Origin of the sequence: uncultured Paenibacillus sp., from assembly GCF_963515335.1 — a bacterium.
In the GTDB taxonomy this organism is placed as follows: Bacteria; Bacillota; Bacilli; order Paenibacillales; family Paenibacillaceae; genus Paenibacillus_I.
In genome coordinates, this window is sequence record NZ_CAUPYC010000026.1 from 1 (window position 1) to 24,741 (window position 24,741).

Sequence of the window (24,741 nt, forward strand, 5' to 3'; positions counted from 1 at the left end):
GGGCGGGCAGAACCGCGGGCCGCAAGGCGGCGGCAACCGTCCGTTCAGCCAGGGCCAGGGCGGATTGCGCAGCGGCGGCCAAGGCGGCGGCAACCGTCCGTCCGGCCAAGGCCAAGGCGGGTTCCGCGGCGGCGGAACCGGCGGCGCGGGAGGCGGCCAAGCAGCCGCGCGTCCGCAGCAGAACCGCTTCAGCGATTCCAAGCCGGGTGCGGCACGTTCCGGCGACGGCGGCGATTCGCGCTCGAGAAACAACCGTTCGAAGCCGGGCGGCGGCCGTTTCGACGACAACCGCAGCTTCAAACCCGCACGCGGCGGCAAAAACAACCGCGGCGGGCGCGGCGGCAACCAGAACCAGGAGCGCCGCGAGAAGATCGACAACACCCCGAAGAAGGTTATCGTCCGCGGCAGCATGACGGTCGGAGAACTGGCGAAGCTGCTGCATAAGGACGCTTCGGAAGTGATCAAGAAGCTGCTGATGATGGGCGTTCTTGCGACGATCAACCAGGAGCTCGACCTGGATACGATCCAGCTCGTTATCGGCGAATACGGCGCGGAAGTCGAAATCAAGCTTCCGGTCGATGAAGACACGTTCGAGACGGTCGAAGAGAACGACGACGAAGCGGATCTGGAATCCCGTCCGCCGGTCGTAACGATTATGGGTCACGTCGACCACGGCAAAACGACGCTGCTCGACGCTATCCGCGAGACGAACGTCACCGGCGGCGAAGCGGGCGGCATTACGCAGCATATCGGCGCATACCAGGTCGAAATCAACCACAAGAAAATCACATTCCTCGATACGCCGGGCCACGAGGCGTTCACGACGATGCGCGCGCGCGGCGCCCAGGTAACCGATATTACGATTCTCGTCGTCGCGGCCGACGACGGCGTCATGCCGCAGACGGTCGAAGCGATCAACCACGCGAAAGCGGCGGGCGTGCCGATTATCGTGGCCGTGAACAAAATCGATAAAGAAGGCGCCAACCCCGAGAAAATTATGCAGGCGCTGACCGAGTACGAGCTGGTGCCGGAAGCATGGGGCGGCGAGACGATTTTCGTCAACATTTCCGCCAAGCAGCGCATGAACCTGGAAGAGCTGCTGGAGATGATTCTGCTCGTGGCGGAGGTCAACGACTACAAAGCGAACCCGAACAAGCGGGCCCGCGGCACGGTCATCGAGGCCGAGCTGGACAAAGGCAAGGGGCCGGTCGCGCGCGTGCTCGTCCAGCACGGAACGCTCAAAATAGGCGATGCGTTCGTGGCGGGCAATTGCTTCGGCCGCATCCGGGCGATGGTCAACGACAAGGGCCGCCGCCTGAAGGAAGCGGGTCCGTCGACCCCCGTCGAAATTACCGGATTGACGGAAGTGCCGCTGGCCGGCGACCCGTTCATGGTGTTCGAGGACGAGCGCAAGGCGCGCGCCATCGCCGACCGCCGCGCGATCAAGCAGCGTGAATCGGAACGCGGCTCCAACTCGCGCGTGACGCTGGACGATCTGTATAAACATATCAAGGATGGCGAAATTAAAGACCTGAACGTTATTATCAAGGCCGACGTTCAAGGCTCCGCGGAAGCGCTGAAGGGCTCGCTCGCGAAGATCGAAATCGAAGGCGTCCGCGTCAAGATTTTGCACAGCGGCGTCGGCGCCATTACGGAATCCGACATTACGCTCGCGTCGGCGTCGAATGCGATCGTCATCGGCTTCAACGTCCGTCCGGAGCCGCAGGCGAAGCAGAACGCCGAGCAGGAGAAGGTCGACATCCGACTGCACAGCATCATCTACAAAGTGATCGACGAGATCGAGCACGCGATGAAGGGTATGCTGGATCCGGTTTACAAGGAAACCGTTATCGGCCAGGCCGAAGTCCGCAACCTGTTCAAGGTCAGCAAGGTCGGCACGATTGCCGGCTGTATGGTTACGTCGGGCAAAATCACCCGTTCGGCCAAGGCGCGTCTCATCCGCGGCGGCATCGTCGTTTTCGAGGGCGGGATCGATTCGCTCAAGCGTTACAAGGACGACGCCAAAGAGGTTGCGCAAGGCTACGAATGCGGGATTACGCTGGACGGCTACAACGACCTCCAAGAAGGGGACACGATCGAAGCGTTCATCATGGAAACCGTTGAGAGGTGATCAAGCATGGCGAAAGTCCGTGTAGGCCGCGTCGGCGAGCAAATTAAGAAAGAAATCAGTCTGATTATTCAGCAGGAGCTGAAGGATCCCCGCATCGGTTTTATTACGGTGACCGGCGTGGAAGTGACCAGCGACCTGTCGCAGGCGAAGGTGTATCTCAGCGTGCTGGGCAGCGAGGAGCAGAAGGAAAATACGCTCGCCGCTCTGGCGCGGTCCAAAGGATTTCTGCGTTCCGAGCTTGGCAAGCGAATCCAGCTGCGCCACATTCCGGAGCTGATTTTCAAATTCGACAGCAGCATCGAGTACGGCAGCCGGATCGAAGCGCTGCTCGATCAGGTGAACCGGGGGAACGACGACGTATGACGATTCGCGGCTCCGAATACGGGCGCATGCTCGAAGACGCGCTCGCCTTCCTGAAGGCCGGAGACGATTATCTGGTCGTCTCCCACGTTCAGCCCGACGGCGACGCGGTCAGCTCGACGGTCATCGTTCATTGGTTGCTTGAGAAGCTGGGCAAGCGGGCGGTGCTCTTCAACGAGGGCCGCGTGCCGCCACGCTTGGATTATTTGCGGTCCTCCGATCTGATCGTCAATTTATCCGAAAACAAGCCCGACCGCTTGTACGGCCGGATCGTGACGGTCGATTGCGCGGATTTCCGGCGGGTGGGCCGGGTCGAAGAACTGTTCGAGGCAGGGTATGCCCTGCTCAATATCGACCACCATCCGACCAACGACGCGTTCGGCTCCGCGAACCTGCTTCGTTTCGACGCGGCGGCGACGGCTGAAATTTTGTTCGATTTGATCGATTACGCCGGCATTCCGCTCGACGTCGAGGTCGCCACGGCGATTTATACCGGCCTGTTGACTGACACCGGCGGATTTCGTTATTCGAATACGACCGCCCATGTGATGGCCATCGCCTCGAAGCTGCTTGAGGCCGGGGTGGACGGCTTCGGCCTGGCCGATCATTTGCTGGAGAAAATGTCGCTGCCGCAGCTGCGCGTCCTGCAGCGCGGCCTGTCGCGCCTCGCGCTCAGCGAGGACGGCAAAATCGGCTGGCTGTACATCGAGCCCGCCGACATGGCCGAAACGGGCGCGGCCGGCGAAGACCTGGAAGGGCTCGTCAATTATGCGCGCAACATTGAAGGCGTCGAGGTCGGCATGCTGTTCAAGGTGACCGAGAGCGGGGAAGTGAAGGTCAGCTTGCGCTCGGCCGGCGCCGCCGATGTGGCGGCGATCGCCCAATCGTTCGGCGGCGGGGGACATGTCCGCGCGGCCGGATGCCGGGTGGACGGCCCGATCCAGGATGCGATGGCGACGGTCGTCGACGTTGTCCGCAAAGCGCTTGACGCGGTTTGAACAAGCAAGCAGGAAAGGCATGATTGCGCAATGGACGGTATATTAGCCGTATGGAAACCGGCCGGCTGGACGTCGCACGATGTGGTCGCGAAGGTCAGGCGTCTGCTTCGGATCAAGCGGATCGGCCATGCCGGCACGCTCGATCCCCAGGTGACGGGGGTGCTTCCGCTGTGCATCGGGAGGGCGACCCGTGTCGTGGAATATTTGCAGGAGCTGCCGAAGGCGTATGAAGCCGTCCTGCAGCTCGGCGTATCGACCGATACCGAGGATATGACGGGCAACGTGCTCGAACGGCGCGAAGGCGTCCGCGTCACGGAGCAACAGGCGCGGGCGGCGCTTGCCCGGTTTGCCGGCGAGATCGAGCAGGTCCCGCCCATGTATTCGGCCGTCAAGGTCGGCGGCAAACGGCTGTACGAGCTGGCTCGCGAGGGCAAGACGGTCGAGCGCAAATCAAGGCGGGTGACCGTATACGGCATTGAGCTGACGTTTGCCGAGCTGGACGTTCCGCTGCCGAGGATCGGCTTTGCGGTCACATGCTCCAAAGGCACCTATATCCGCACGCTTTGCGTCGATATCGGCCGCGCCCTGGGGGTGCCGGCCGCCATGGCGGAGCTCAGGCGGACGGTTTCCGCCGGCCTGAGCGAAGCGGACTGCGTGACGCTGGAGGAGATTGAAGCTCTGCAGGCGCAAGGCCTGCTGGAGGACAAGCTGCTGCCGGCCGAGCGGGCGCTGGAGCATCTGCCCCGGATGACGGCCGACAGCCGGATCGCGCAGATGGCTTTGCAGGGGCGCAAATTGCCGTACGCCGCAGCGGGAACGGAAGCTTCGGCCTCTGAAGGCCTCATCCGTCTGTTCGGCGAAGACGGCAGATTCATCGGCTTGTACCGGGCGGACGGCGATGCGGACCTGCTCGTGCCCGTCAAGGTCTTCTCTTAGACGCGTGCAGCAAACATAGAATTGCAGGTGTAACGGCATTGGAAATCATTCATCTTGGTTTTCCTTTCGACCCCGGCGCCCTATACGGAGCGGATCGGGGGAAAGTGATCGCAATCGGCTATTTTGACGGCGTTCATCTCGGCCACCGGAACGTCATCGGCCGGGCCGTCGAACGCGCGGCATCCGCCGGAAGGCTGTCCGCCGTCATGACGTTTCATCCCCACCCGAAGGAGGTTCTCGGGCAAGGAGAGCAGTATGTGACATCGCTCACGCCCGCCGGAGAGAAGCTGCGGCGTTTCGCGGAGCTGGGGGTCGACATCGTTTACGTCGTCCGTTTCGACATGGCTTTTGCGGCCTTGCCGCCCGAGTCGTTCGTGCATGACATGCTGCTTCCTTTGCGGGTCGAGGAAGCGGTCGTCGGCTTCGATTTTTCGTTCGGCAGCCGGGGGGCGGGGACGCCGGAGCTGCTGCGCAAGCTCGCGGCTCCTTCGATGAAGGTGCAGGTTATGGAGCCGCTCGAGCTGGACGGCGGCAAAGTAAGCAGCTCGCGCATCCGGGCGGCGCTCGAGCAAGGCGATGTCGGCCGGGCCGCGCGTCTGCTTGGCAGGCCGTACCGGATATCGGGCACCGTCGTCCATGGAGAAGGAAGAGGCCGAACGATCGGGTACCCTACGGCCAATGTCGAGCCGGACGGCGCCTATGTGCTGCCCAGGCTGGGGGTTTACGCGGTCTCGGTCGAGTCGGCGGGCGCCTGCTTCCCGGCCGTCATGAATGTGGGCGTGAAGCCGACCTTTCATGAGAGTGGCGTCGATCCGAAGCTGGAGGCCCATCTTTTCGGCTATGAAGGCGATTTGTACGGAAGCCGGGTAACGCTCGACTTCCGCGCTTTTCTGCGCGCCGAGCGGAAGTTCGGCTCCGTCTCCGAGCTGATCGAGCAGATCGGCCGGGATGCGGAAGCCGCGAGGAAGCTGCTGGAAAAGGCGGAATGATGCGGCGCTCCGGCATCGATCCGACCGGACGTTTACTTTAACCGTTCGGATATGCTATACTTAAACACGTTGCGGCTGCACAGCCGCTTTCGAACCATGGCTTGGTCGCCCGCGCTCACCGGCGGCGTCGAGGCCATCGGCGATTCCAATGAAGGAGGTGAACACAAGGATGGCAATCACCCAAGAACGCAAGAACGAAGTGATCGACACGCATAAGACGCATGCGAACGATACCGGCTCGCCGGAAGTTCAAGTCGCTATCCTGACCGAGAACATCACCAACTTGACCCAGCACCTGCGGGAGCATAAGAAAGACCACCATTCCCGTCGCGGACTGCTCAAGATGGTCGGCCAACGCCGCAAGCTTCTGGCGTACCTGAAAAATAAAGATGTAAGACGCTACAGCGCTCTGATTGAAAAACTCGGCCTTCGCCGATAATCATGCGGGAGAAAAGCAACCTGGTTGTCAAGCCGTCCGGTTAACCGGACGGCGGCCGGCACCCGGTTGCTTTTTGCCATGTAGCGGGCCCGGCAGGAATGGCGGGAATGTTGTCGAATGGGTAACTATGGTACTATGATACATAAACGATATGGGAGGTTAACGATGACACAACGCGTGGAAATGCAGCTCGGCGGCCGGACGCTCGTGCTGGAAGCCGGCAGGCTCGCCAAGCAGGCCAACGCCGCGGTGACCGTCCGCTACGGCGACACGGTCGTGCTCTGTACGGTAACGGCGTCGCCGGGTCCGAAGGATCTGGACTTTTTTCCGCTTACCGTGAATTATGAGGAAAGGCTTTACGCCGTCGGCAAAATTCCGGGAGGCTTCATTAAAAGGGAAGGACGTCCGAGCGAGAAGGCGATACTTGCGAGCCGTTTGACGGACCGTCCGATCCGCCCGCTTTTCCCCGAGGGCTTCCGCAATGACGTGCAAATCGTCGACCTTGTCATGAGCGTCGACCAGGATTGCCCGCCGCAAATCGCCGCGATGATCGGCACGTCGGCGGCTCTGTCCATCTCCGACGTACCGTTCAACGGACCGATCGGCGGCGTCATCGTCGGCCGTGTGGACGGCAAGTTCGTCATCAATCCGACCGTGGAGCAGGAGTCGCGCTCCGATATTTACGTCGTGGTCGCAGGGACGAAGGACGCGATCATGATGGTGGAAGCGGAAGCCGATGAAGTAGCGGAAGAGGTCATGCTTGAAGCGATTATGTTCGGGCACGACGAAATCAGAAAAATCGTGGCGGTCATCGATGAGCTCGTACAGGTGGCCGGCAAGCCGAAAATGGACGTGCAGCTCCACGCCGTCGACGAGAACGTCAACCGCGACGTGCGTGCCTTCGCATCCGCCAGGCTGGTGGAGGCGATCCGCATTCCGGAGAAGCACGCCCGCCAGGAGGCGATCGACGCCGTCAACGCGGATGCGGTTGCGCATTTCGAAGAAGCGTATGCGGACGCCCCCGAGCTGCTCGGCGACGTCAAGGAAGTGCTGTACGACATCGTCAAGGAAGAAGTGCGCCGCCTGATCACGCATGACAAAGTGCGTCCGGACGGCCGCGGCCTGGACGAGATCCGTCCGATCGAGTGCGATGTCGCCCTGCTGCCGCGCACCCACGGCTCCGGCCTGTTCACCCGCGGCCAGACGCAGGCGCTCAGCGTTTGTACGCTCGGCGCGCTCGGCGACGTGCAGATTCTGGACGGCATCGGCCTCGAGGAAACGAAGCGGTTCATGCATCACTACAACTTCCCGCCGTTCAGCGTCGGCGAAGCCCGCCCGCTGCGCGCACCGGGACGCCGCGAAATCGGCCACGGCGCGCTCGGCGAACGCGCGCTCTCGAAGGTCATTCCGTCCGAAGCGGAATTCCCGTACACAATCCGGCTCGTTTCCGAGGTGCTCGAATCCAACGGCTCGACGTCGCAGGCGAGCATTTGCGCCGGCACGCTGGCGATGATGGACGCGGGCGTGCCGATCAAGGCGCCGGTAGCCGGCATTGCGATGGGATTGATCAAAGACGGCGAGCAGTTCTCCATCCTGTCCGACATCCAGGGGATGGAAGACCATCTCGGCGATATGGACTTCAAGGTGGCGGGAACGTCCGCAGGCGTAACGGCCATCCAGATGGATATCAAAATCGACGGCATCGACCGCGCGATTCTGACGCAGGCCCTCGAGCAAGCCCGTGAAGGACGGATGCACATCCTCGGCAAAATGCTCGAGGTGATGAAAGCGCCGCGTACAAGCCTGTCGCAATACGCGCCGAAGATCATCATCATGCAGATCAATCCCGACAAAATCCGCGACGTCATCGGCGCCGGCGGCAAGATCATCAACAAGATCATCGAGGAAACCGGCGTCAAAATCGACATCGAGCAGGACGGCAAAGTGTTCATCGCTTCGTCGGACGAGCAGGCGAATGTCCGGGCGCGCCAGATCATCGAAGGCATCGTGAAGGAAGTCGTCGTCGGCGAGGTATACCTCGGCACGGTCAAGCGCGTGGAGAAGTTCGGCGCGTTCGTTGAAATTTTGCCCGGCAAGGAAGGACTTGTCCACATCTCGCAGTTGTCCTCCGAGCGCGTGGCGAAGACGGAAGACGTTGTGAAGATCGGCGACCAGATTACGGTCAAGGTAACGGAGATCGACCAGCAGGGCCGCGTCAACCTGTCCCGCAAAGCCGTGCTTGCCGCGCAGGAGCCCGCGCAATCGTAGCACGATCCGCAAATCGAATCATGAAGCAACGAAGAGCCAGATTCCCTCTGTCTCTTTTTTGTTTGTCCGCATTTTCACCGTATAGGAATGTTTAAATTCGCTGAAGTGTTAAAGCGTATAAAACGTTCCTATCGGCGATAAAACCTACCTTTAAATGCGGTCGCTCATCTTCGGAAATGCGTCGATAGAGGTTTTCTCATAACCTTGTCCCGGCCGGCATACACTGGTATCAATCCAGCGGAAGAGGTGCGGGCGATGATGAAAAAAGCGGCCGCGATGGCCGCATGCCTGGCAGTCGTCGCCGGTTTGGCCGCCTGGAACGGCGACGTCGGTCAATATGTGCGCAGCGTCAAGCAGCGGGCAGGCGGAGAGGCGGTGGCATACGGCGATTTATCCGGGACCCAAGGGGAGGACCCGCTGCTCGCCCGTATCCGGGGGGAGGCGGCCGCGCGGAAGGAAGAGCCGGTCGATGCGGTCGTAGACCGGGTATGGAAGGCGATCCCCGGCTATAACGGGGTGGAGGTCGACATTGAGCGGACTTACGCGAGGATGAAGGGGTTGCCCGCCGAGGCGCCGATCCGGTTCGTTTACAGGGAGGTGAAGCCCAGGGTCGATTTGGGGGCGCTGGGCGCGCAGCCGATCTATCGCGGCAATCCGCGCAAGCGGATGGCGGCGATCATGGTCAACGTCGCGTGGGGCAACGAATACCTCACGCCGATTCTCGATACGCTCGACCGCGAAGGAGTCAAAGCGACCTTTTTCCTCGACGGGTCCTGGCTTGCGAAAAATCCGGAGATGGCCCGTGCGATTGCGGCGCGCGGCCACGAGATGTCCAACCACGCTTATTCCCATCCGGATATGAGCCGGCTCGGCAAAGAGCAGCAGCGGCGCCAAATCGAGCGGACGGAAGAGCTGCTCCGCACGACGCTGGGCGTCGAGAACCGCTGGTTCGCCCCTCCCTCGGGGGCGTACAACGCAACGACTGTGCAGACGGCGGCGGAGCTCGGGCTGAAAACGGTGCTGTGGACCGTCGATACGGTCGATTGGCGGAAACCGGCGCCCTCTGCGATCGTGGCGAAAATTGCGCGCGACGTCGGGCCGGGCTCGCTGATCCTGATGCATCCGACCTCCTCGTCGAGCGACGCCCTCGCCGGCATGATCGCCGCGATCAGGAAAAAAGGGCTGGCGCTCGGCACCGTCACCGAGACGCTTTCGGCCAAGCGCTGGCCTCCGGTTGAGGCGGAAGCCCGATTCTGATATAGTGAAATCATTGATTTTCTAGGAGGAGACCCGGTGAACAGATACACGCTGCAGAACGGCTTACGAGTGGTTGTCGAGAATATCCCTACGTGCCGATCGGTATCCTTCGGCATTTGGGTGAGAACCGGCTCCCGTTACGAGACGCCGGACAATAACGGCATCTCCCATTTTATCGAGCACATGCTGTTTAAAGGAACCGGGAAGCGGAGCGCGAAGGACATCGCCGATTTGTTCGACGGCATCGGCGGCAACGTTAACGCTTTCACATCCAAGGAATACACCTGCTATTTCGCCAAGGTGCTGGATCGGCACCTGCCGATCGCGGTGGGAGCGCTGGCCGACATGTTTTTCGATTCGCGGTTCGATCAAGGGGAACTGGGCAAGGAAAAGAACGTTATACTTGAGGAAATCGCCATGTACGAGGATACGCCTGACGACAAGGTGCACGACGAAGCTTCGCGCGCCGCCTTCGGCGATCACCCGCTCGCTTATTCGATATTGGGGCTTGAGGAGCGCTTGACGGCTATGGGCCCTTCGGAGCTGCGGGGTTACATGGAGGACCATTACCGGATCGACAATACGGTCATCGCCGTCGCGGGCAACGTAGAGGACAACGCCGTTCTCGAGCTGCTGGAGACGTATTTCGGCCGGTTCGACCGCAAGGGCGGCGGCAGTGCCGACCATCGGATCCCCGGCTTCAGCGGCGAGTACTTGTTCCATAAGAAGAAAACCGAGCAGAACCATCTTTGCCTGTCGTTTCCCGGCTGCTCGATCGCCGACCCGCAGCTGTACGCGATGGTGCTGCTCAACAATGCGATCGGCGGAGGCATGAGCTCCCGGTTGTTTCAGGAAATCCGCGAGAAGCGCGGGCTGGCCTATTCGGTATATTCCTATCATACGTCATTCGCTGATACGGGCCTCTTTACGATTTACGCGGGGACGGCGCCGAAGCAGACGAAGGAAGTGCTCGACCTGACGATCGAGCAGCTGGGCGAGATCGCGGATAAAGGGTTGACGGAAGCGGAGCTTCACCGCGGCAAAGAGCAGTTGAAGGGCAGTTTGATCCTGAGCCTCGAAAGCACGAGCAGCCGCATGAACCGGATCGGCAAAAACGAGCTCATGCTCGGCCGCCACTATACGCTCGATCAGATGCTGGATCGCATCGATGCGGTCGCGATGAGCGACATCCGCGACATTACGCGCCGGATGCTGGAGGTTCCGTTCGCCGTCGCGATGGTCGGCGCGAGCGATAAGGCTGCAGCCTCATTGGGGAGGGATTGCCTTGTTTCGCGTGCAATTTAAAAGGCTTCCGGGCAACGAGGACGTCCCGCTTCCGGCCAGAATGTCGGAGTGGGCGGCCGGCTTCGACCTGCATGCCGCCGTGACAGAGCCGGTCACGCTGAAGCCCGGCGAACGGGGGCTCATTCCGACCGGCTTCGCGATGGCGATGCCGCCGGAGCTGGAGGCGCAAATCCGGCCGCGCAGCGGCCTCGCATACAAGCACGGCGTTACTTGTCTCAATACGCCCGGCACGATTGACGCCGATTACCGGGGCGAGGTGAAGGTGCTGCTCGCGAACCTGGGGCAGGAGCCGTTCACGATCGCGCGCGGCGAGCGGATCGCGCAGATGGTGTTCCAGGTCGTGCCGCGTATCGAGATCGCCGAGGTCGGCGAGCTGCCGGATACGGAGCGCGGGGCCGGCGGTTTCGGGCATACGGGGCGGTAGGGGCTCCGGATGGGCTCCGGTTGTTCGGCGTCTTCGCTCCGTTTCGTGTCCGTTTCCTGATTCACTAAGCCCCACCAAGGTGGAAACGGCCACAAACAAGTCGCTCTTCCCCCGAACAACCTCCGCTGCAGGTTGGGATCATACCCCAAAAAACAGCGTAGGCTTACGCCTGTTCATACGGCATATGCTTTGGACGAACTCATCCTATTGACGATTAACGAACCGGGGGCGCTGCCTCCGGTTTTTGTGTGTTTGCGGCATTTGCGGTGCTGGATGGGTGCGGTTGGGTCCCGAGGCAGGCTGTCGCGGGTTTCTCGCGGGTTGTTCTCACCCTCATCTGGGCGCATGCATAAGATGGTCTATGCAGGATTGGCTCAGAGAGGAGTGAGATGCTTTTGCTCACAGGAGTTAATGTCGTGCTGCTCGGCGGCGACGCCCGCCAGCTGGAGGTGATCCGCAAGCTCGCGGAGCTCGACGCCGCCGTCATGGTCGGCGGGTTCGACGGCTTGCATTCGCCGCTGGACGGAGCGGTCAAGGCCGAGCTGAACGAGGAGCTGTTCGAAGGAGCGGATGCGCTCATCTTGCCCGCGGTCGGCACCGACGACGAAGGTATCGTTACGGCCGTTTTCAGCGACCGGGAGCTGCGGCTGACGGATGAGCATATCGCCCGTCTGCCCAAACATTGCAAGGTGTATACCGGAATGGCCAAACCGTATTTGAAGCAGCTTTGCGCCAAGCACGGCATCGCGGTCGTCGAGCTGTTCGAGCGGGACGACGTCGCCATCTACAACTCGATCCCCACCGCGGAAGGCGCGATCATGATGGCGATCCAGAACACCGACATTACGATCCACGGTTCGACGTCGCTCGTGCTCGGTCTCGGAAGAACCGGTTTTACCCTCGCCCGAACCCTCCAGGGAATGGGGGCGAACGTGCTAGTCGGAGTGCGTCGCGAGGAGCATTACGCCCGTGCCGAGGAGATGAGCTTCAAGCCGCTCTACATCAGGGATTTGCTGCATCACGCAGGCAATCTCGACTTGCTTTTTAATACAATTCCGACTATGATAGTCACAGCGCAAATAATAGCCAAATTGCCGCCGCGCGCCGTCATTATCGACCTCGCGTCGAAACCTGGCGGCACGGATTTCCGCTTCGCGGAGAAGCGCGGAATCAAGGCGATGCTCGCCCCGGGATTACCCGGAATCGTAGCTCCCAAGACAGCCGGACGCATCATAGCGGACTGCATGAGTCGGTTGATTATGGAGGATTTACGATTACGGGGGGATGAGCAATGAATTGGCAGGGCATAACGGTCGGCTACGCATTGTCCGGTTCACATTGTACGTTTGCGGAGGTTATGCCGCAAATCAAGCGATTTGTCGACGCCGGGGCCAGGGTCATTCCGATCGTGACGTCGACGATTATGACGACGGATACACGGTTCGGAACGTCGGCCGAATGGCAGAGGCAGCTTAAGGACATTACAGGCAACGAGATCATATCGACCATCGTGGAGGCGGAGCCTTTGGGCCCGTCCAAGCTCCTGGACGTCATGCTCATTGCGCCTTGCACGGGCAACACGACCAGCAAGCTTGCGAACGCGATGACGGACAGTGCGGTTCTGATGGCGGCCAAAGCGCAGATGCGCAACGGGAGACCGCTCGTGCTGGCCATTTCGACGAACGACGGCCTGGGGCTCAACGCGGCCAACATCGCCAAGCTGCTGATTACCAAGAACATTTATTTCGTGCCGTTCGGTCAGGACAACCCGGAGCAGAAGCCGAATTCGCTCGTAGCCCGGATGGATTTGCTTCTGGAAGCCTGCGAAGCGGCGCTTCAGGGCAAGCAAATCCAGCCCGTTCTGGTCGAACGCTATCAATAGTAGACGGACGCGTGGCGAAACTCGGCAAGCCGTTGCAACTTGAGGGGAGATTGGAATCATGTCGGAACAAAAATTGTTTAACGTCGCCGTAGTAGGGGCGACAGGCGCGGTAGGGGAACAAATCATCGGTCTGCTCGAGAAACGGAACTTCCCGGTCAACGAGCTGAAGCTGCTCTCTTCCGCAAGATCGGCCGGCAAGAAAATGACGTTCAAAGGCCGGGAGCTTACGGTGGAGGAAGCGACGCCGGACAGCTTCAAAGGGGTCGAAATCGCCCTCTTCAGCGCCGGCGGCGAGGTCAGCAAGGCTCTTGCCCCGCATGCCGTCGAACACGGCGCCGTATGCATCGACAATACGAACGCCTTCCGGATGGATCCGGAGACGCCGCTCGTGGTGCCTGAAGTGAATATCGAAAAAGTAAGCGAACACAAAGGCATTATCGCCAATCCGAACTGCTCCACCATTCAGATGGTGGCCGCGCTTAAACCGCTTTATGACCGCTACGGCATTTCGCGCATCATCTTGTCCACCTATCAGGCGGTTTCGGGCGCGGGCAGCAAGGCGATCGACGAGCTGCTTCGCCAGACGCGGGAGGCGCTCGAAGGAAACGACGTCAAGCCGGATATTTTGCCGGTAGGCTCGCTTCCGGTCAAGCATCAGATTGCGTTCAACGCGATTCCGCAAATCGACAAGTTCCAGGACAACGGATACACGCTTGAAGAAATGAAGATGGTCCGTGAAACAAAGAAAATCATGGGCGACGAATCGATCGACGTTACGGCTACCTGCGTGCGTATTCCGGTCGTTTACGGCCATTCGGAATCGGTTTACGTTGAACTGAAAAACGACTATGAGCTGGAGGACGTGAGGAAGCTGCTCTCGGACGCCCCGGGTATCGTAGTGGTCGACGACATGGACGCTCAGCAGTATCCGCTAGCCACAGCGGCCGCCGGCAAGCCGGACGTGTTCGTCGGACGCATCCGCCGCGACCTCGGTTCGCCCCGCGGCTTGAATCTGTGGATCGTATCCGACAACCTGCTGAAGGGCGCGGCTTGGAACGCCGTGCAAATCGCCGAATATATCGCGATCGAACAAAACTGACTTCTTCAAGGTCCTCTAACCGCGTATATCCGCAAGGAAGTGCCGGTCGTCATTCCGGCGGAGAGAGGGAGATCAGACCGCATGGCCATTCTCGTACAGAAATTCGGCGGCACGTCGCTTGCCAGCGAAGAGGCGCGCCGGCGTGTGCTAGGACATATTGAACGCGAGCGCTCCAATTCCTATTCGCTCGTCGTCGTCGTTTCCGCAATGGGGCGGATGGGGGATCCCTACGCGACCGATACGCTGTTGTCGCTCGGAGGTGTCGCCCATTCGCTTCCTGCGAGAGAAAAGGATTTGTTGGCCGTCTGCGGCGAGATTATTTCAGCCAACGTATTATGCGGCTTGCTGCACAGCGAGGGCATACCGTCGATCGTCATGACCGGCGGCCAGGCCGGCATACGGACGGACGCCGGCTTCGGGCAAGCGCGCATTATGCGCATCGATCCCGACCCGGTCGTTCGGCAGCTTGATCGAGGCAAAGTGGTCGTCGTCACCGGCTTTCAGGGACAGACGGACCAGGGCGACTTCACAACACTCGGCAGGGGCGGGAGCGACACGTCGGCAACGGCGATCGGCGCGGCGCTGCGGGCTGAGCGAATCGACATCTATACGGATGTCGACGGCATTCTGACCGCCGATCCTAGACTTGTCGACGACGCCAAGCCGCTCGCGGCGGTCAGCTATGCGGAGATTACCAATTTGGCGCGCCAAGGCGCCAAGGTTATCCATCCGCGGGCCGTGGAAATCGCGGCGCAGAGCAACATACCGCTGCGCGTTCGCTCCACCTTTTCGGACAGCGAGGGTACGCTCGTCACGGCCGACCCGGTTTCCGAGTCGCAGGTGCGGGACCGCCTTGCCACAGGCATTGCGCATGTGCCCAAAGTGACGCAAATATCGGTGACGGCCGAGGGCGAGAAAGACATGCAATTAAACGTCTTTCAATCGATGGCGAAGCACGGCATCAGCGTTGATTTTATCAACGTGACGCCCGGCGGAGCGCTGTACACGGTGTTCGATGAGGACGCGGACCGCGCGCTTGAGGTGCTGGGCAAGCTCGGCTATACGCCGACGGCCGTGCGGGGCTGCGCCAAGGTTTCCGTAGTCGGCAGCGGCATGCACGGCGTTCCCGGCGTCATGGCGCGCATTGTGGAGGCCTTGACGGAGGAGGGCATCACCATTCTCCAATCGGCGGACTCGCACGCCACCATCTGGGTGCTGGTCCGCCAAGAGCAGATGACCGCCGCCATCCGCGCCCTGCACAACAAATTTGAACTGCACTTATAATTTATTTGCTTTAATACCCTGGTCATAAGGTATAATGAACGTTAGTCGTTCACTCGTTTATAACGTGCAGGTTCCGAATCATCAAATTGACCGGTTCCAAACCCACGGAACCGGTTTTTGCAATTAATTTAAAGTATTTTTGTGCGAACGGGCTGAGTGGAGCGCAATTGTAACGAGTCGGAAAGTTTACGGCCATCCTTTGAAGGCGCCTCCCTACCTTGTGTCTAATCCGCGGGGAGGCGACTTCAACAGATGGTGGAGACCGTTACAATGCAGCGCAGCGACCTCTTGTCCGTACCATTAATCCGAAACTTTGATGGAGGCGTCCATATGGTGGAATTCGGCAGACTGATCACCGCCATGGTTACACCGTTCGATGCGCAAGGCGGCATCGACTGGGAAGCGACCGGCCGTTTGATCGATTACTTGATTGAGGATCAGGAAAGCGACAGTCTCGTCGTTTCGGGCACCACCGGCGAATCGCCGACGCTCGGAGACGAGGAGAAGCTGGCCCTGTTCCGGTTCTCCGTGGAGCGCGCAGCCGGCCGCTGCAAAATTATTGCCGGCACCGGGAGCAACAATACGGCCCATTCCATCCATTTGACCCAAGAGGCCGAGGCTTGCGGCGTCAACGGCATTTTGCTGGTCGCGCCTTATTACAATCGCCCGAGCCAGGAAGGGCTGTACCGCCACTTCCGTGCCGTCGCCGAAGCGACCAAGCTGCCGGTTTTCCTGTACAACGTTCCCGGTCGCACGGGCGTCAACATCAGCGCGGAAACGACGCTGCGCCTGGCCCAGCTGCCGAATGTCGTCGCCACGAAGGACTGCGCGCCGCTCGAGCAAATTACGGCTATCGCGGCCGGCGCGCCGGACCATTTTCGCGTATACAGCGGCGACGACAGCGTAACCTTGCCGGTGCTCGCGGTCGGGGGCTACGGCATCGTCAGCGTGGCGAGCCATATCATCGGAAGCAAAATGAAGCGCCTGATCGAAGCCCATCTCGCCGGCAACGCGGCGGAAGCCGCCAAGCTGCACCAGGAGTGTTATCCTGTATTCAAGGGACTGTTCGAATGTCCCCATCCCGTGCCGAATCCGGTGGCGGTCAAATACGCGCTCGGCCTGAAGGGAATGCCTGTCGGTGGCGTCCGTTTGCCGCTCGTTGAGCCAACGGAAGCGGAGGCCGCTTTTATAAGCAAATTGCTGTGACCACAGTCCGGAACGAAGCAGGCGATACGGAAACCGGTGCACACTCGGCATCGGTTTTTGTATTTTAGGAGAGCCTACGGGTACGGCGGATTTGCGGGTCGACTTGTGTTATGTCATTTTCTTCATGTATAATGGGATCAAGTGACTGGGTGCGGCAAATCTTTGAAAATCTAATAACGTTTGGACCGGCGTCCAACACATTCAGGAGGTACGGATTTACTTGTCTAAAAAGAACAACCAAGATAAACTGCTCATTTTTGCACTGGGCGGCGTCGGTGAAATCGGCAAAAACATGTATGTCGTTCAGTACGGAAACGACATTGTGGTCGTGGATTCGGGCCTCAAATTTCCGGAAGAAGACATGCTCGGCATCGACATCGTCATCCCCGACATTACGTATTTGACGGATAACCGCGACAAGGTGCGCGGCATACTCATCACTCACGGACACGAAGACCATATCGGGGGGCTGCCTTACGTACTGAGGCATTTGAACGTTCCGGTATACGGCACGAAGCTTACGCTCGGCTTGATTGAAGGCAAGCTGAAGGAAGCCGGCCTGCTCGGCGAGACGAAACGGATTCTGATCAACGCCGACTCCGAAGTCCAGCTCGGCACGATCAAGGCGACGTTCTTCAGGGTGAACCACAGTATTCCCGATTCGGTCGGCGTCTGTTTGGACACGCCCGAGGGGCGCGTCGTTCACACGGGCGACTTCAAGTTCGACCATACCCCGGTGAACAACCAGTATGCCGATCTGCAGCGTATGGCGGAAATCGGCAGCGGCGGCGTGCTGGCCCTGCTGTCGGACAGCACGAATGCCGAGCGTCCGGGCTTTACCCCGTCGGAAAGCAATATTGGCAAAGAGTTCGAGGACATTTTCCGCAAATCGCAGCAGCGCGTCGTCGTCGCGACATTCGCGTCCAACGTTCACCGCCTTCAGCAGGTCATCAATGCCGCGATGGTTACGAAGAGAAAGCTCGCGGTCATCGGGCGCAGCATGGTGAACGTCGTCTCGATCGCCTCGGAGCTCGGTTATCTGAACATTCCGGAAGGCATGATCATCGAGCCGGAGGAAGTCGGGAAAATGGCGGCCGACCGCGTTGTCATTCTGTCCACGGGCAGCCAGGGCGAGCCGATGTCCGCGCTCACGCGCATGGCTCGCTCGACGCACCGCAAGGTGGATATTTTGCCGGGAGATACGGTGATCATTGCCGCGACGCCGATCCCGGGCAATGAGAAGTATGTCGGCCGCACGGTCGACGAGCTGTTCCGGCTTGGCGCCAACGTGATTTACGGTCCCGGTTCGGTATCGGGCGTACACGTTTCCGGTCACGGCAGCCAAGAGGAATTGAAGCTGATGCTGAATCTGATGAAGCCGAAATATTTTATCCCGATTCACGGCGAATATCGGATGCTTCGCCAGCACGCACTGCTGGCCGAAGCGGTCGGCGTCGAGAAAGACAACATTTTCATGCTCGACAACGGCGACACGGTAGAGCTGCAGGGCGGCACCGCCCGCAAAGGCAACAAGGTACAGGCAGGCAATGTGCTGATCGACGGCCTCGGCGTCGGCGACGTCGGCAACATCGTGTTGCGCGACCGCAAGCTGCTGTCCCAGGACGGCATTCTCGTCGTCGTGGTGACGCTCAGCAAGCAGGACGGCGCGATCGTGTCCGGTCCGGATATCATCTCCCGCGGATTCGTATATGTGCGCGAATCGGAAGGCTTGCTGGAGGAAGCGAACCGCATCGTAACGTCCACGCTCAACAAGCTGATGAGCGACAACGTCAACGAATGGGCATCGCTCAAAACAAACGTGAAGGACGCGCTCGGCCGGTTCCTGTACGAACAAACCCGCCGCCGTCCGATGATCCTGCCGATCATCATGGAAGTATAACACCCATACGACCCAAGCACCCGAAAACGAACAGCTCCGAGTCCCGTCCGTCAGGATGGACCGGGGCTGTTTTTTCTTGCTGCCGGCGCCTTATCGTACCGAACCTGAGCGGAATAAAACACGTTCCTTATTCCATACTATGACGAGTATGCCAACGAAGGAGGAACAACAGCAAATGACGGAATATCGAAATCAGGACGGCGGCCGAATGGAACAGCCTGCGGCGCCGACGCCGGCAGATCCTCTAACCGGCAACCCGGTTGCGCAAAATATTCAGCAGTTCGGCCAAACGACGACCCCGGCGACGGAATCCAACGTTTACTGCATGACGATCATCGGACAGGTGGAAGGCCATATCGTGCTTCCGCCGCAGAACAAAACGACGAAATATGAGCATCTCATTCCCCAGCTTGTCGCGGCCGAGCAAAATCCGAAGATCGAAGGCATTCTGATCGTTCTGAATACGGTCGGCGGGGACGTCGAGGCCGGTCTCGCGATCGCCGAAATGATTTCGTCGCTCACCAAACCGAAGGTGACGCTTGTGCTCGGCGGCGGGCATTCGATCGGGGTGCCGATCGCGGTGGCGGGCGACAGGTCGTTCATTGCCGAAACGGCGACGATGACGATTCATCCGATTCGATTGAACGGGCTTGTCATCGGCGTGCCGCAGACCTTCGAATATTTGGAGAAAATGCAGGAGCGGGTCGTGCGGTTCGTGACCGCTCACTCGAATATTACGGATCAGCTGTTCAAGGACCTCATGTTCAAAACCGGCGAGCTGACCCGCGATATCGGCACAAGCGTCGTCGGGCCCGATGCGGTCAGGTACGGCTTGATCGACGCGATCGGCGGCATCGGGGACGTGCTGCGGGAGCTGAACATGAGAATCGAGGAGCGCAAGCGGATGATGCAGGGGGTGGCGCTGCAATGACGTTATACACGATCGTCCCGCTGGATATTGTAACCCAGGGGCTCGGGGAAGAGGCGAACGAGCGCACGTACGTCGAGATTACGAGCGGTGCGCTTCGGCTTCAACTGGAGCCGATATACCCCGGTGTCGGCAGAATCGTCCGTATTCTGGACGGTCCCCTGAACGACTACCTGCGGCCGGAGCTTGCTCCCGGCATGCTGTTCCCCTACGGCGTGCCCGGGAGCGGCGTGACGTTCTCATAGGAACATTTGTCCTCTTATGGTATAATCGTATACCGAGAGGTGACCGAGCTTGGCGAAACGCAAACGGAAAAACAAATCGATCGGCGCACAGCTGAAATACGAGGTCTACGGCATCCTGCTTGTCACGGTGTCGGTTATCGCCTTATCCGGTGAGGCGGCGGTAGGGCGCTCGTTATCGAAGCTTTTCGCTTTACTGCTGGGAGGATTTTATTTCGTTATTCCGCTGGTCGGCATCTATGCGGGCATGGCGGTGATGATTAAACGGAAATGGCCGTCGGGCTGGTCGAACCGCAAGTCGGGCGTCTTGCTCCTCGTTCTTGCATTGACGCTGCTCGCGGCGATCAAGGAAGTTAACCAGCGAACCGAGTTTCTAGGCATCCCGTTAACCGGCGACATGATTATGCAGCCTGCGAACGGTCTGTGGCAGGCGTTCAAATCGACCCCCGTTTTCGAAACCGGCTTCAATCAACGGAATTTGGGCGGCGGATTCATCGGCCATGCCGAATACCGGATTCTTTACAGCCTGTTCGGCTACGTCGGGACGTATTTGATTCTGATCGTTCTGTTCGCGATCGCAGGCATGCTGCTGACCGGCAGATCGTATGTGGACCTGGCCAGGGTGCTTCACAAACGGGGCGGCCGCATGCTGGCTCTTCTTCGGCATAAGCTGGCGTCGGGCCGTGCGCGTCAGCCGGCGGCAGCCGTATCGGCCGCGCGCAAACACGGTCTCGGCCAAGACGATCTGCCGATATTGATGCTCGACGATGACCTGGACGAAGACATGGACGCAGACATGGAAGAGCCGTTCGAGCCTGTCCGGGCTCCCAAACGCAGGAAAACGCTGTTCTTCAATTGGCTGCAAGCCGGGCGGGAGGCCAAGCCGTCCGCAGCCGGGCAAGGGCGACCGGATGCGGACGGCGAAGAGGAGACCGCTGCGGAATCGCCGCTTGTGGGCCTCGACGCTTGGAGCGAAAAGGAAGTATCCCCGGCGGCAGGGGCGGCGGAGCCGGACGACTCGATGCCGCCATGGGAGCACGCGTCGGAACCCGGAGCCGCTGCCGCTCCCACCATATGGCCGGAATCGTTGGCGCCGGTTGAAGGAACCGACCCTGACGGGCAGCCGCATGCCGCCCCCGCAGCCGGCGGCGTTCAAGCCGCTGCGGCCGCCGGTGCGGCGCCGCAGTCGGGCCAGCCCGGCGTCAAGCCGTCGAAGCCGTATTTGCTGCCGCCAATGTCCCTGTTGTCCAAGCCGCAGTCCGGCAAATCCGGACCGTCGGACACGACGGACTCGAAGCGCAAGCTGGAATCGACGCTGGAAAGCTTCGGCGTGAAGGCGACCGTCCTGAACGTGGTGCAAGGACCGGCCGTCACCCGTTATGAGGTGCAGCCCCACACAGGCGTCAAGGTAAGCCGGATCGTGAGCCTGACCGACGATATCGCGCTCGCGCTCGCGGCGAAGGATATCCGGATGGAAGCGCCGATTCCCGGCAAGTCCGCGATCGGGATCGAGGTGCCGAATACGGAGGTGTCGATGGTGACGATGCGCGAGGTGATGGAGACGACGGCTTTCCAGCAGGCGCCTTCCAAGCTGTCGATTGCGTTCGGCCGGGATATTTCGGGCCAGCCGATCGTCGGCAACCTGGCGAGGATGCCGCACTTGCTGGTGGCCGGCGCTACGGGCTCCGGCAAGTCCGTGTGCATCAACGGGATCATCACGAGCATCCTCTATAAAGCCGCGCCCGACGAAGTGAAGTTTCTGATGATCGACCCGAAGATGGTCGAGCTCAATATGTACAACGGCATCCCGCATCTGCTCGCGCCGGTCGTGACCGATCCGCGCCGGGCGTCGCTGGCGCTGAAGAAAATCGTCGTTGAGATGGAGAAGCGGTACGAGCTGTTCTCCAAATCCGGCACGCGCAACATCGAGGGCTACAATACGCTCATGAAGGACAACCCGGCAGCCGTGCTGCCGTTCATCGTCGTTATCGTCGACGAGCTTGCCGACCTGATGATGGTTGCCGCGAGCGACGTTGAGGATTCGATTACCCGCCTCGCCCAAATGGCGCGCGCGGCGGGCATTCATCTGATCATCGCGACGCAGCGGCCGTCCGTTGACGTCATCACGGGTGTCATCAAGGCGAACATACCGTCCCGGATCGCGTTCGGCGTATCGTCGCAGGTCGACTCCCGCACCATACTCGATATGGTGGGCGCCGAGAAGCTGCTCGGCCGGGGCGACATGCTGTTCCTGCCGGTGGGCATGTCCAAGCCGATCCGCGTGCAGGGCGCTTTCCTGTCCGATCAGGAGGTGGAGTCGGTCGTCCATTTCGCAAGAGAGCAAGCCGAGGCGGAATACAAGGAGGATCTGGTTCCCGAGATCGAGGAGAGCGGACCGGAGGAGGACGAGAACCTGGACGAGTTGTTCGACCAGGCCGTCCAGATCGTGCTCGAGGCCAAGCAGGCCTCGGTTTCTCTGCTGCAGCGGCGCATGCGCGTCGGCTACACGCGGGCCGCAAGACTGATCGACCAGATGGAAGCGCGCGGGGTCGTAGGTCCGTATGAAGGAAGCAAGCCCCGTGAGGTACTGATGTCCATGGATCAATTTCAAGCCGGCAAAATAAGCTCCTGAAGAAGGCGACTTCGCCTCCTTCGGGAGCTTTTCTCTTGCTCACAATGATTTATGTCCATAAGGGGCGCGGCGCCGGAGCCCGCGAAATACATGATCGTCACTTTTTGGCTGCAGCAGGCATAGGATTTCAGCCGCTCTCGCATACTATAACCGTTCGCAAACGCGTCAGGGTTAACCACTATGCGATAGAAAGGCAGAGTCGACACAGCATGAAAATAAGACTGCTCGCAGCGACATCGATTATCGTATGCCTGTTGTTCGGCGCATTCACGATGCAGCATCTAGGCAGGGGCTTGTCGAATGAAACGTTCGGCACCGCCACCTTAAGGCTCGGTTCAAGCGGGAAGGACGTTTACGAGCTTCAGGGCCGCTTGAAATATTTGGGTTATTACGGCGGAGAGGTGGACGGCCAGTTCGGCCAGTCGACACGCAACGCCGTCACCTGGTTCCAATGGAAGTTCGGCCTGAAATCCAACGGGGTCGTAGAAGGGAAAACGAAGCTGAAATTGTGGGAAGCGACCAAGGAATGGCGTCCCACGGCCGACGAACTGCCGGGCGGCCAGGCGGACAAAGGCGGAGGAGGCGGTGGTGAGCCAGGTACAGGCGAAGCCGGGGGCATCGGAGGCGGCGCGGCCAAATCGAACCGGCTCGGCTTGTCCGAGAACGACCTGAAAATCATGGCCAACGCCGTATACGGCGAAGCGCGCGGCGAGCCTTATGAGGGGCAGGTTGCGGTGGCGGCCGTCATTCTCAACCGGGTGCAATCGGAAAGCTTTCCGAATACCATATCCGGGGTGATCTTCCAGCCGAGGGCCTTTACGGCGGTGGCGGACGGGCAAATATGGCTGACGCCGAACGAGCGCGCCCGCAAAGCGGTGAACGATGCAGTCAACGGCTGGGATCCGACCGGCGGCGCTCTTTATTATTTCAACCCGGATACCGCCACTTCCGGATGGATCTGGACGAGGCCGCAGATCAAAACGATCGGCAAGCATATATTTGCCATGTGACGCGCGGAATTTTGCCGAAAGCGTCGGCCGTGCCCATAATGGTTCGCGGAAGAAGCAACCCACGGCGGGTTGCTTCTTCGCTTTCCGATCGGTTAGAATGGGGTAGGATTCAATGGAAATGTAAGGCATTGTTCACCTAATTACGCAAGTCCGAAGGGAGCTGAAGGGCGTGACCGAAACCGGATTTCAACGAGGGCAATGGAATCGCTTCCGGCTGCATGTGCTGCCGACCCAAAGGTTCAAGACGTTCGCCGTCGCCCTCTATGCAGGCGTACCGCTAAGCGAATCGGCCGTGACGCCCGCCGCCTTGATCCCGTTCGTTCTTCGCCGGGGAACCGCCTCGACGCCGGAGACGAAAGCGTTTCGCGAGCGGCTCGACGATATGTACGGAGCGGGCTTCGGCTTCGATGTGCTGAAGCGCGGAGACGCGCAAATCGTACAATTCCGGATGGATGTCATCCATGATCAATTCGTTTCCTCAGACAAGCCGCTGCTTGAAGCGGCGCTTGCTTTTCTCGGAGAGGCCGTCACCGAGCCCGCGCTCGAGGACGGACGGTTCCGCGCCAAATACGTCGACGCCGAGAAGACGACGCTTCGGAAGCGGCTGGAGGCGATCGTGAACGACAAAATCCGCTATGCGGCCGAGCGCTGCCTGGAGGAGATGTGCGCAAACGAGCCTTATCGGCTGCATCCGCTCGGCCGGATCGACGACCTCGGGTCCATTACGCCCGAATCGCTTATGGAATATTATCGCGCCTGGCTCGCTTCGGCGGCCTTCGATCTTTACGTCGTGGGCGATACGACGCTTGAGGAAGTAAGCGGGCTCGTCGCGCAGTCGTTTAAAGCGCCCGCAGGCTTGCCGGCGGGCTATCCCGCGCCGGATATCCGCGCGGCGGCGGGCAAGCCGAAAACCGTCGTCGAACGGATGGAAGTCGGCCAGGGCAAGCTGAATATGGGGCTCAGGGCCAACGTCGGCTATGCGGACGACGATTATCCGGCCGCTCTGCTGTATAACGGCATACTCGGCGGCTATCCTCATTCGAAGCTGTTTATGAACGTGAGGGAAAAGGCCAGCCTGGCCTATTACGCGGCTTCCCGTTACGACGGCCACAAAGGCATCGTCACCATTCAGTCCGGCATCGAAATCGGCAACTACGACAAAGCCAATGCGATCATCGCCGAGCAGCTCGAGCAGATGCGCAAAGGCGATGTTCAGGAGCTTGAGCTGGCGCAGACGAAGGCGATGATCGGCAACCATCTGCGGGAAATTCAGGACAGCGCGTACGAGATGATCGGCTTCGATTTCAACTCCGTGCTGTCGGGACGGACCCGCACGACGGCGGGCTTGCTGCAGGACGTGGAAAACAGGGACGCGGCCGACATCGTACGGGTGGCGCAGCGCGTCCAGCTCGACACGATTTATTTTCTCCGCGACGAAAAGGAGGGCTGAA

Annotated in this window: 21 protein-coding genes; all 21 read left to right on the forward strand. The window is 60.2% G+C overall.

Annotated features, from left to right (window positions below; translation table 11 throughout):
- Positions 1-2,131 (forward strand): translation initiation factor IF-2 (gene infB, locus RWM61_RS10225; RefSeq protein WP_314000290.1); only part of this gene is annotated, 2,131 nt, incomplete at its 5' end.
- Between the two features lie 6 nt (positions 2,132-2,137).
- Positions 2,138-2,494 (forward strand): 30S ribosome-binding factor RbfA, encoded by a 357-nt coding sequence (gene rbfA, locus RWM61_RS10230; RefSeq protein ID WP_314000292.1) that lies wholly within the window; start codon positions 2,138-2,140, stop codon positions 2,492-2,494.
- Positions 2,491-3,489 (forward strand): bifunctional oligoribonuclease/PAP phosphatase NrnA, encoded by a 999-nt coding sequence (locus RWM61_RS10235; RefSeq protein WP_399538348.1) that lies wholly within the window; start codon positions 2,491-2,493, stop codon positions 3,487-3,489. Before rbfA ends, RWM61_RS10235 begins: the two co-directional genes overlap by 4 nt.
- A 30-nt stretch (positions 3,490-3,519) precedes the next feature.
- On the forward strand, positions 3,520-4,425 hold the full coding sequence (truB, locus tag RWM61_RS10240; RefSeq protein ID WP_314000294.1) for a tRNA pseudouridine(55) synthase TruB: 906 nt from the start codon (positions 3,520-3,522) through the stop codon (positions 4,423-4,425).
- A gap of 38 nt (positions 4,426-4,463) precedes the next feature.
- Positions 4,464-5,414, forward strand: coding sequence for a bifunctional riboflavin kinase/FAD synthetase (locus RWM61_RS10245; protein ID WP_314000296.1), 951 nt, complete (start codon positions 4,464-4,466; stop codon positions 5,412-5,414).
- Between the two features lie 169 nt (positions 5,415-5,583).
- Complete coding sequence (rpsO, locus tag RWM61_RS10250; protein WP_036579338.1) at positions 5,584-5,853, forward strand: 30S ribosomal protein S15; 270 nt, start codon at positions 5,584-5,586, stop codon at positions 5,851-5,853.
- Positions 5,854-6,018: 165 nt separating this feature from the next.
- On the forward strand, positions 6,019-8,121 hold the full coding sequence (gene pnp, locus RWM61_RS10255) for a polyribonucleotide nucleotidyltransferase (protein ID WP_314000300.1): 2,103 nt from the start codon (positions 6,019-6,021) through the stop codon (positions 8,119-8,121).
- Positions 8,122-8,376: 255 nt separating this feature from the next.
- Positions 8,377-9,378: a polysaccharide deacetylase family protein gene (locus RWM61_RS10260; RefSeq protein ID WP_399538352.1), complete on the forward strand. Its 1,002-nt coding sequence runs from the start codon at positions 8,377-8,379 to the stop codon at positions 9,376-9,378.
- A 36-nt stretch (positions 9,379-9,414) separates the two neighbouring features.
- Positions 9,415-10,683: a pitrilysin family protein gene (locus tag RWM61_RS10265; protein WP_314000304.1), complete on the forward strand. Its 1,269-nt coding sequence runs from the start codon at positions 9,415-9,417 to the stop codon at positions 10,681-10,683.
- Positions 10,664-11,107 carry a dUTP diphosphatase gene (dut, locus tag RWM61_RS10270; protein WP_314000307.1) on the forward strand — a complete coding sequence of 148 codons (444 nt, stop codon included), beginning with the start codon at positions 10,664-10,666 and terminating at the stop codon, positions 11,105-11,107. Before RWM61_RS10265 ends, dut begins: the two co-directional genes overlap by 20 nt.
- Positions 11,108-11,502: 395 nt before the next feature.
- The gene (gene dpsA / locus RWM61_RS10275) at positions 11,503-12,402 is read left to right on the forward strand and encodes a dipicolinate synthase subunit DpsA (RefSeq protein ID WP_314000309.1); all 900 of its coding nucleotides are present in this window, start codon (positions 11,503-11,505) and stop codon (positions 12,400-12,402) included.
- Complete coding sequence (locus RWM61_RS10280) at positions 12,399-12,989, forward strand: dipicolinate synthase subunit B (RefSeq protein WP_314000311.1); 591 nt, start codon at positions 12,399-12,401, stop codon at positions 12,987-12,989. Before dpsA ends, RWM61_RS10280 begins: the two co-directional genes overlap by 4 nt.
- Before the next feature lie 58 nt (positions 12,990-13,047).
- Entirely contained in the window at positions 13,048-14,088 is a 1,041-nt protein-coding gene (locus RWM61_RS10285; RefSeq protein WP_314000314.1) for an aspartate-semialdehyde dehydrogenase, read from the forward strand.
- A gap of 81 nt (positions 14,089-14,169) precedes the next feature.
- Positions 14,170-15,372, forward strand: a complete 1,203-nt coding sequence (dapG, locus tag RWM61_RS10290; RefSeq protein ID WP_314000316.1) for an aspartate kinase — start codon at positions 14,170-14,172, stop codon at positions 15,370-15,372.
- Positions 15,373-15,702: 330 nt separating this feature from the next.
- Positions 15,703-16,578 carry a 4-hydroxy-tetrahydrodipicolinate synthase gene (gene dapA, locus RWM61_RS10295; protein ID WP_314000318.1) on the forward strand — a complete coding sequence of 292 codons (876 nt, stop codon included), beginning with the start codon at positions 15,703-15,705 and terminating at the stop codon, positions 16,576-16,578.
- A 220-nt stretch (positions 16,579-16,798) separates the two neighbouring features.
- Positions 16,799-18,478, forward strand: coding sequence for a ribonuclease J (locus tag RWM61_RS10300; RefSeq protein ID WP_314000320.1), 1,680 nt, complete (start codon positions 16,799-16,801; stop codon positions 18,476-18,478).
- 175 nt (positions 18,479-18,653) lie between these two features.
- Complete coding sequence (locus tag RWM61_RS10305; protein WP_399538357.1) at positions 18,654-19,409, forward strand: ClpP family protease; 756 nt, start codon at positions 18,654-18,656, stop codon at positions 19,407-19,409.
- Complete coding sequence (locus tag RWM61_RS10310) at positions 19,406-19,651, forward strand: YlzJ-like family protein (protein WP_314000322.1); 246 nt, start codon at positions 19,406-19,408, stop codon at positions 19,649-19,651. The genes RWM61_RS10305 and RWM61_RS10310 overlap by 4 nt, the downstream gene beginning before the upstream one ends.
- 49 nt (positions 19,652-19,700) lie before the next feature.
- Entirely contained in the window at positions 19,701-22,280 is a 2,580-nt protein-coding gene (locus RWM61_RS10315) for a DNA translocase FtsK (RefSeq protein WP_314000324.1), read from the forward strand.
- A 209-nt stretch (positions 22,281-22,489) separates the two neighbouring features.
- Complete coding sequence (gene sleB, locus RWM61_RS10320) at positions 22,490-23,290, forward strand: spore cortex-lytic enzyme (protein ID WP_314000326.1); 801 nt, start codon at positions 22,490-22,492, stop codon at positions 23,288-23,290.
- A 169-nt stretch (positions 23,291-23,459) separates the two neighbouring features.
- Positions 23,460-24,740 carry an EF-P 5-aminopentanol modification-associated protein YfmF gene (gene yfmF, locus RWM61_RS10325; protein ID WP_314000328.1) on the forward strand — a complete coding sequence of 427 codons (1,281 nt, stop codon included), beginning with the start codon at positions 23,460-23,462 and terminating at the stop codon, positions 24,738-24,740.
- The last annotated feature ends 1 nt before the right edge of the window (position 24,741 follow it).

Excerpts from the sequence above, each read along its gene's own strand:
- RWM61_RS10285 (WP_314000314.1), top strand. The coding sequence starts at position 13,048 with ATGTCGGAACAAAAATTGTTTAACGTCGCCGTAGTAGGGGCGACAGGC.
- RWM61_RS10310 (WP_314000322.1), top strand. The coding sequence starts at position 19,406 with ATGACGTTATACACGATCGTCCCGCTGGATATTGTAACCCAGGGGCTC.
- RWM61_RS10260 (WP_399538352.1), top strand. The coding sequence starts at position 8,377 with ATGATGAAAAAAGCGGCCGCGATGGCCGCATGCCTGGCAGTCGTCGCC.
- pnp (WP_314000300.1), top strand. The coding sequence starts at position 6,019 with ATGACACAACGCGTGGAAATGCAGCTCGGCGGCCGGACGCTCGTGCTG.
- rpsO (WP_036579338.1), top strand. The coding sequence starts at position 5,584 with ATGGCAATCACCCAAGAACGCAAGAACGAAGTGATCGACACGCATAAG.
- RWM61_RS10305 (WP_399538357.1), top strand. The coding sequence starts at position 18,654 with ATGACGGAATATCGAAATCAGGACGGCGGCCGAATGGAACAGCCTGCG.
- dapG (WP_314000316.1), top strand. The coding sequence starts at position 14,170 with ATGGCCATTCTCGTACAGAAATTCGGCGGCACGTCGCTTGCCAGCGAA.
- sleB (WP_314000326.1), top strand. The coding sequence starts at position 22,490 with ATGAAAATAAGACTGCTCGCAGCGACATCGATTATCGTATGCCTGTTG.
- dapA (WP_314000318.1), top strand. The coding sequence starts at position 15,703 with ATGGTGGAATTCGGCAGACTGATCACCGCCATGGTTACACCGTTCGAT.
- RWM61_RS10280 (WP_314000311.1), top strand. The coding sequence starts at position 12,399 with ATGAATTGGCAGGGCATAACGGTCGGCTACGCATTGTCCGGTTCACAT.
- RWM61_RS10235 (WP_399538348.1), top strand. The coding sequence starts at position 2,491 with ATGACGATTCGCGGCTCCGAATACGGGCGCATGCTCGAAGACGCGCTC.
- rbfA (WP_314000292.1), top strand. The coding sequence starts at position 2,138 with ATGGCGAAAGTCCGTGTAGGCCGCGTCGGCGAGCAAATTAAGAAAGAA.
- truB (WP_314000294.1), top strand. The coding sequence starts at position 3,520 with ATGGACGGTATATTAGCCGTATGGAAACCGGCCGGCTGGACGTCGCAC.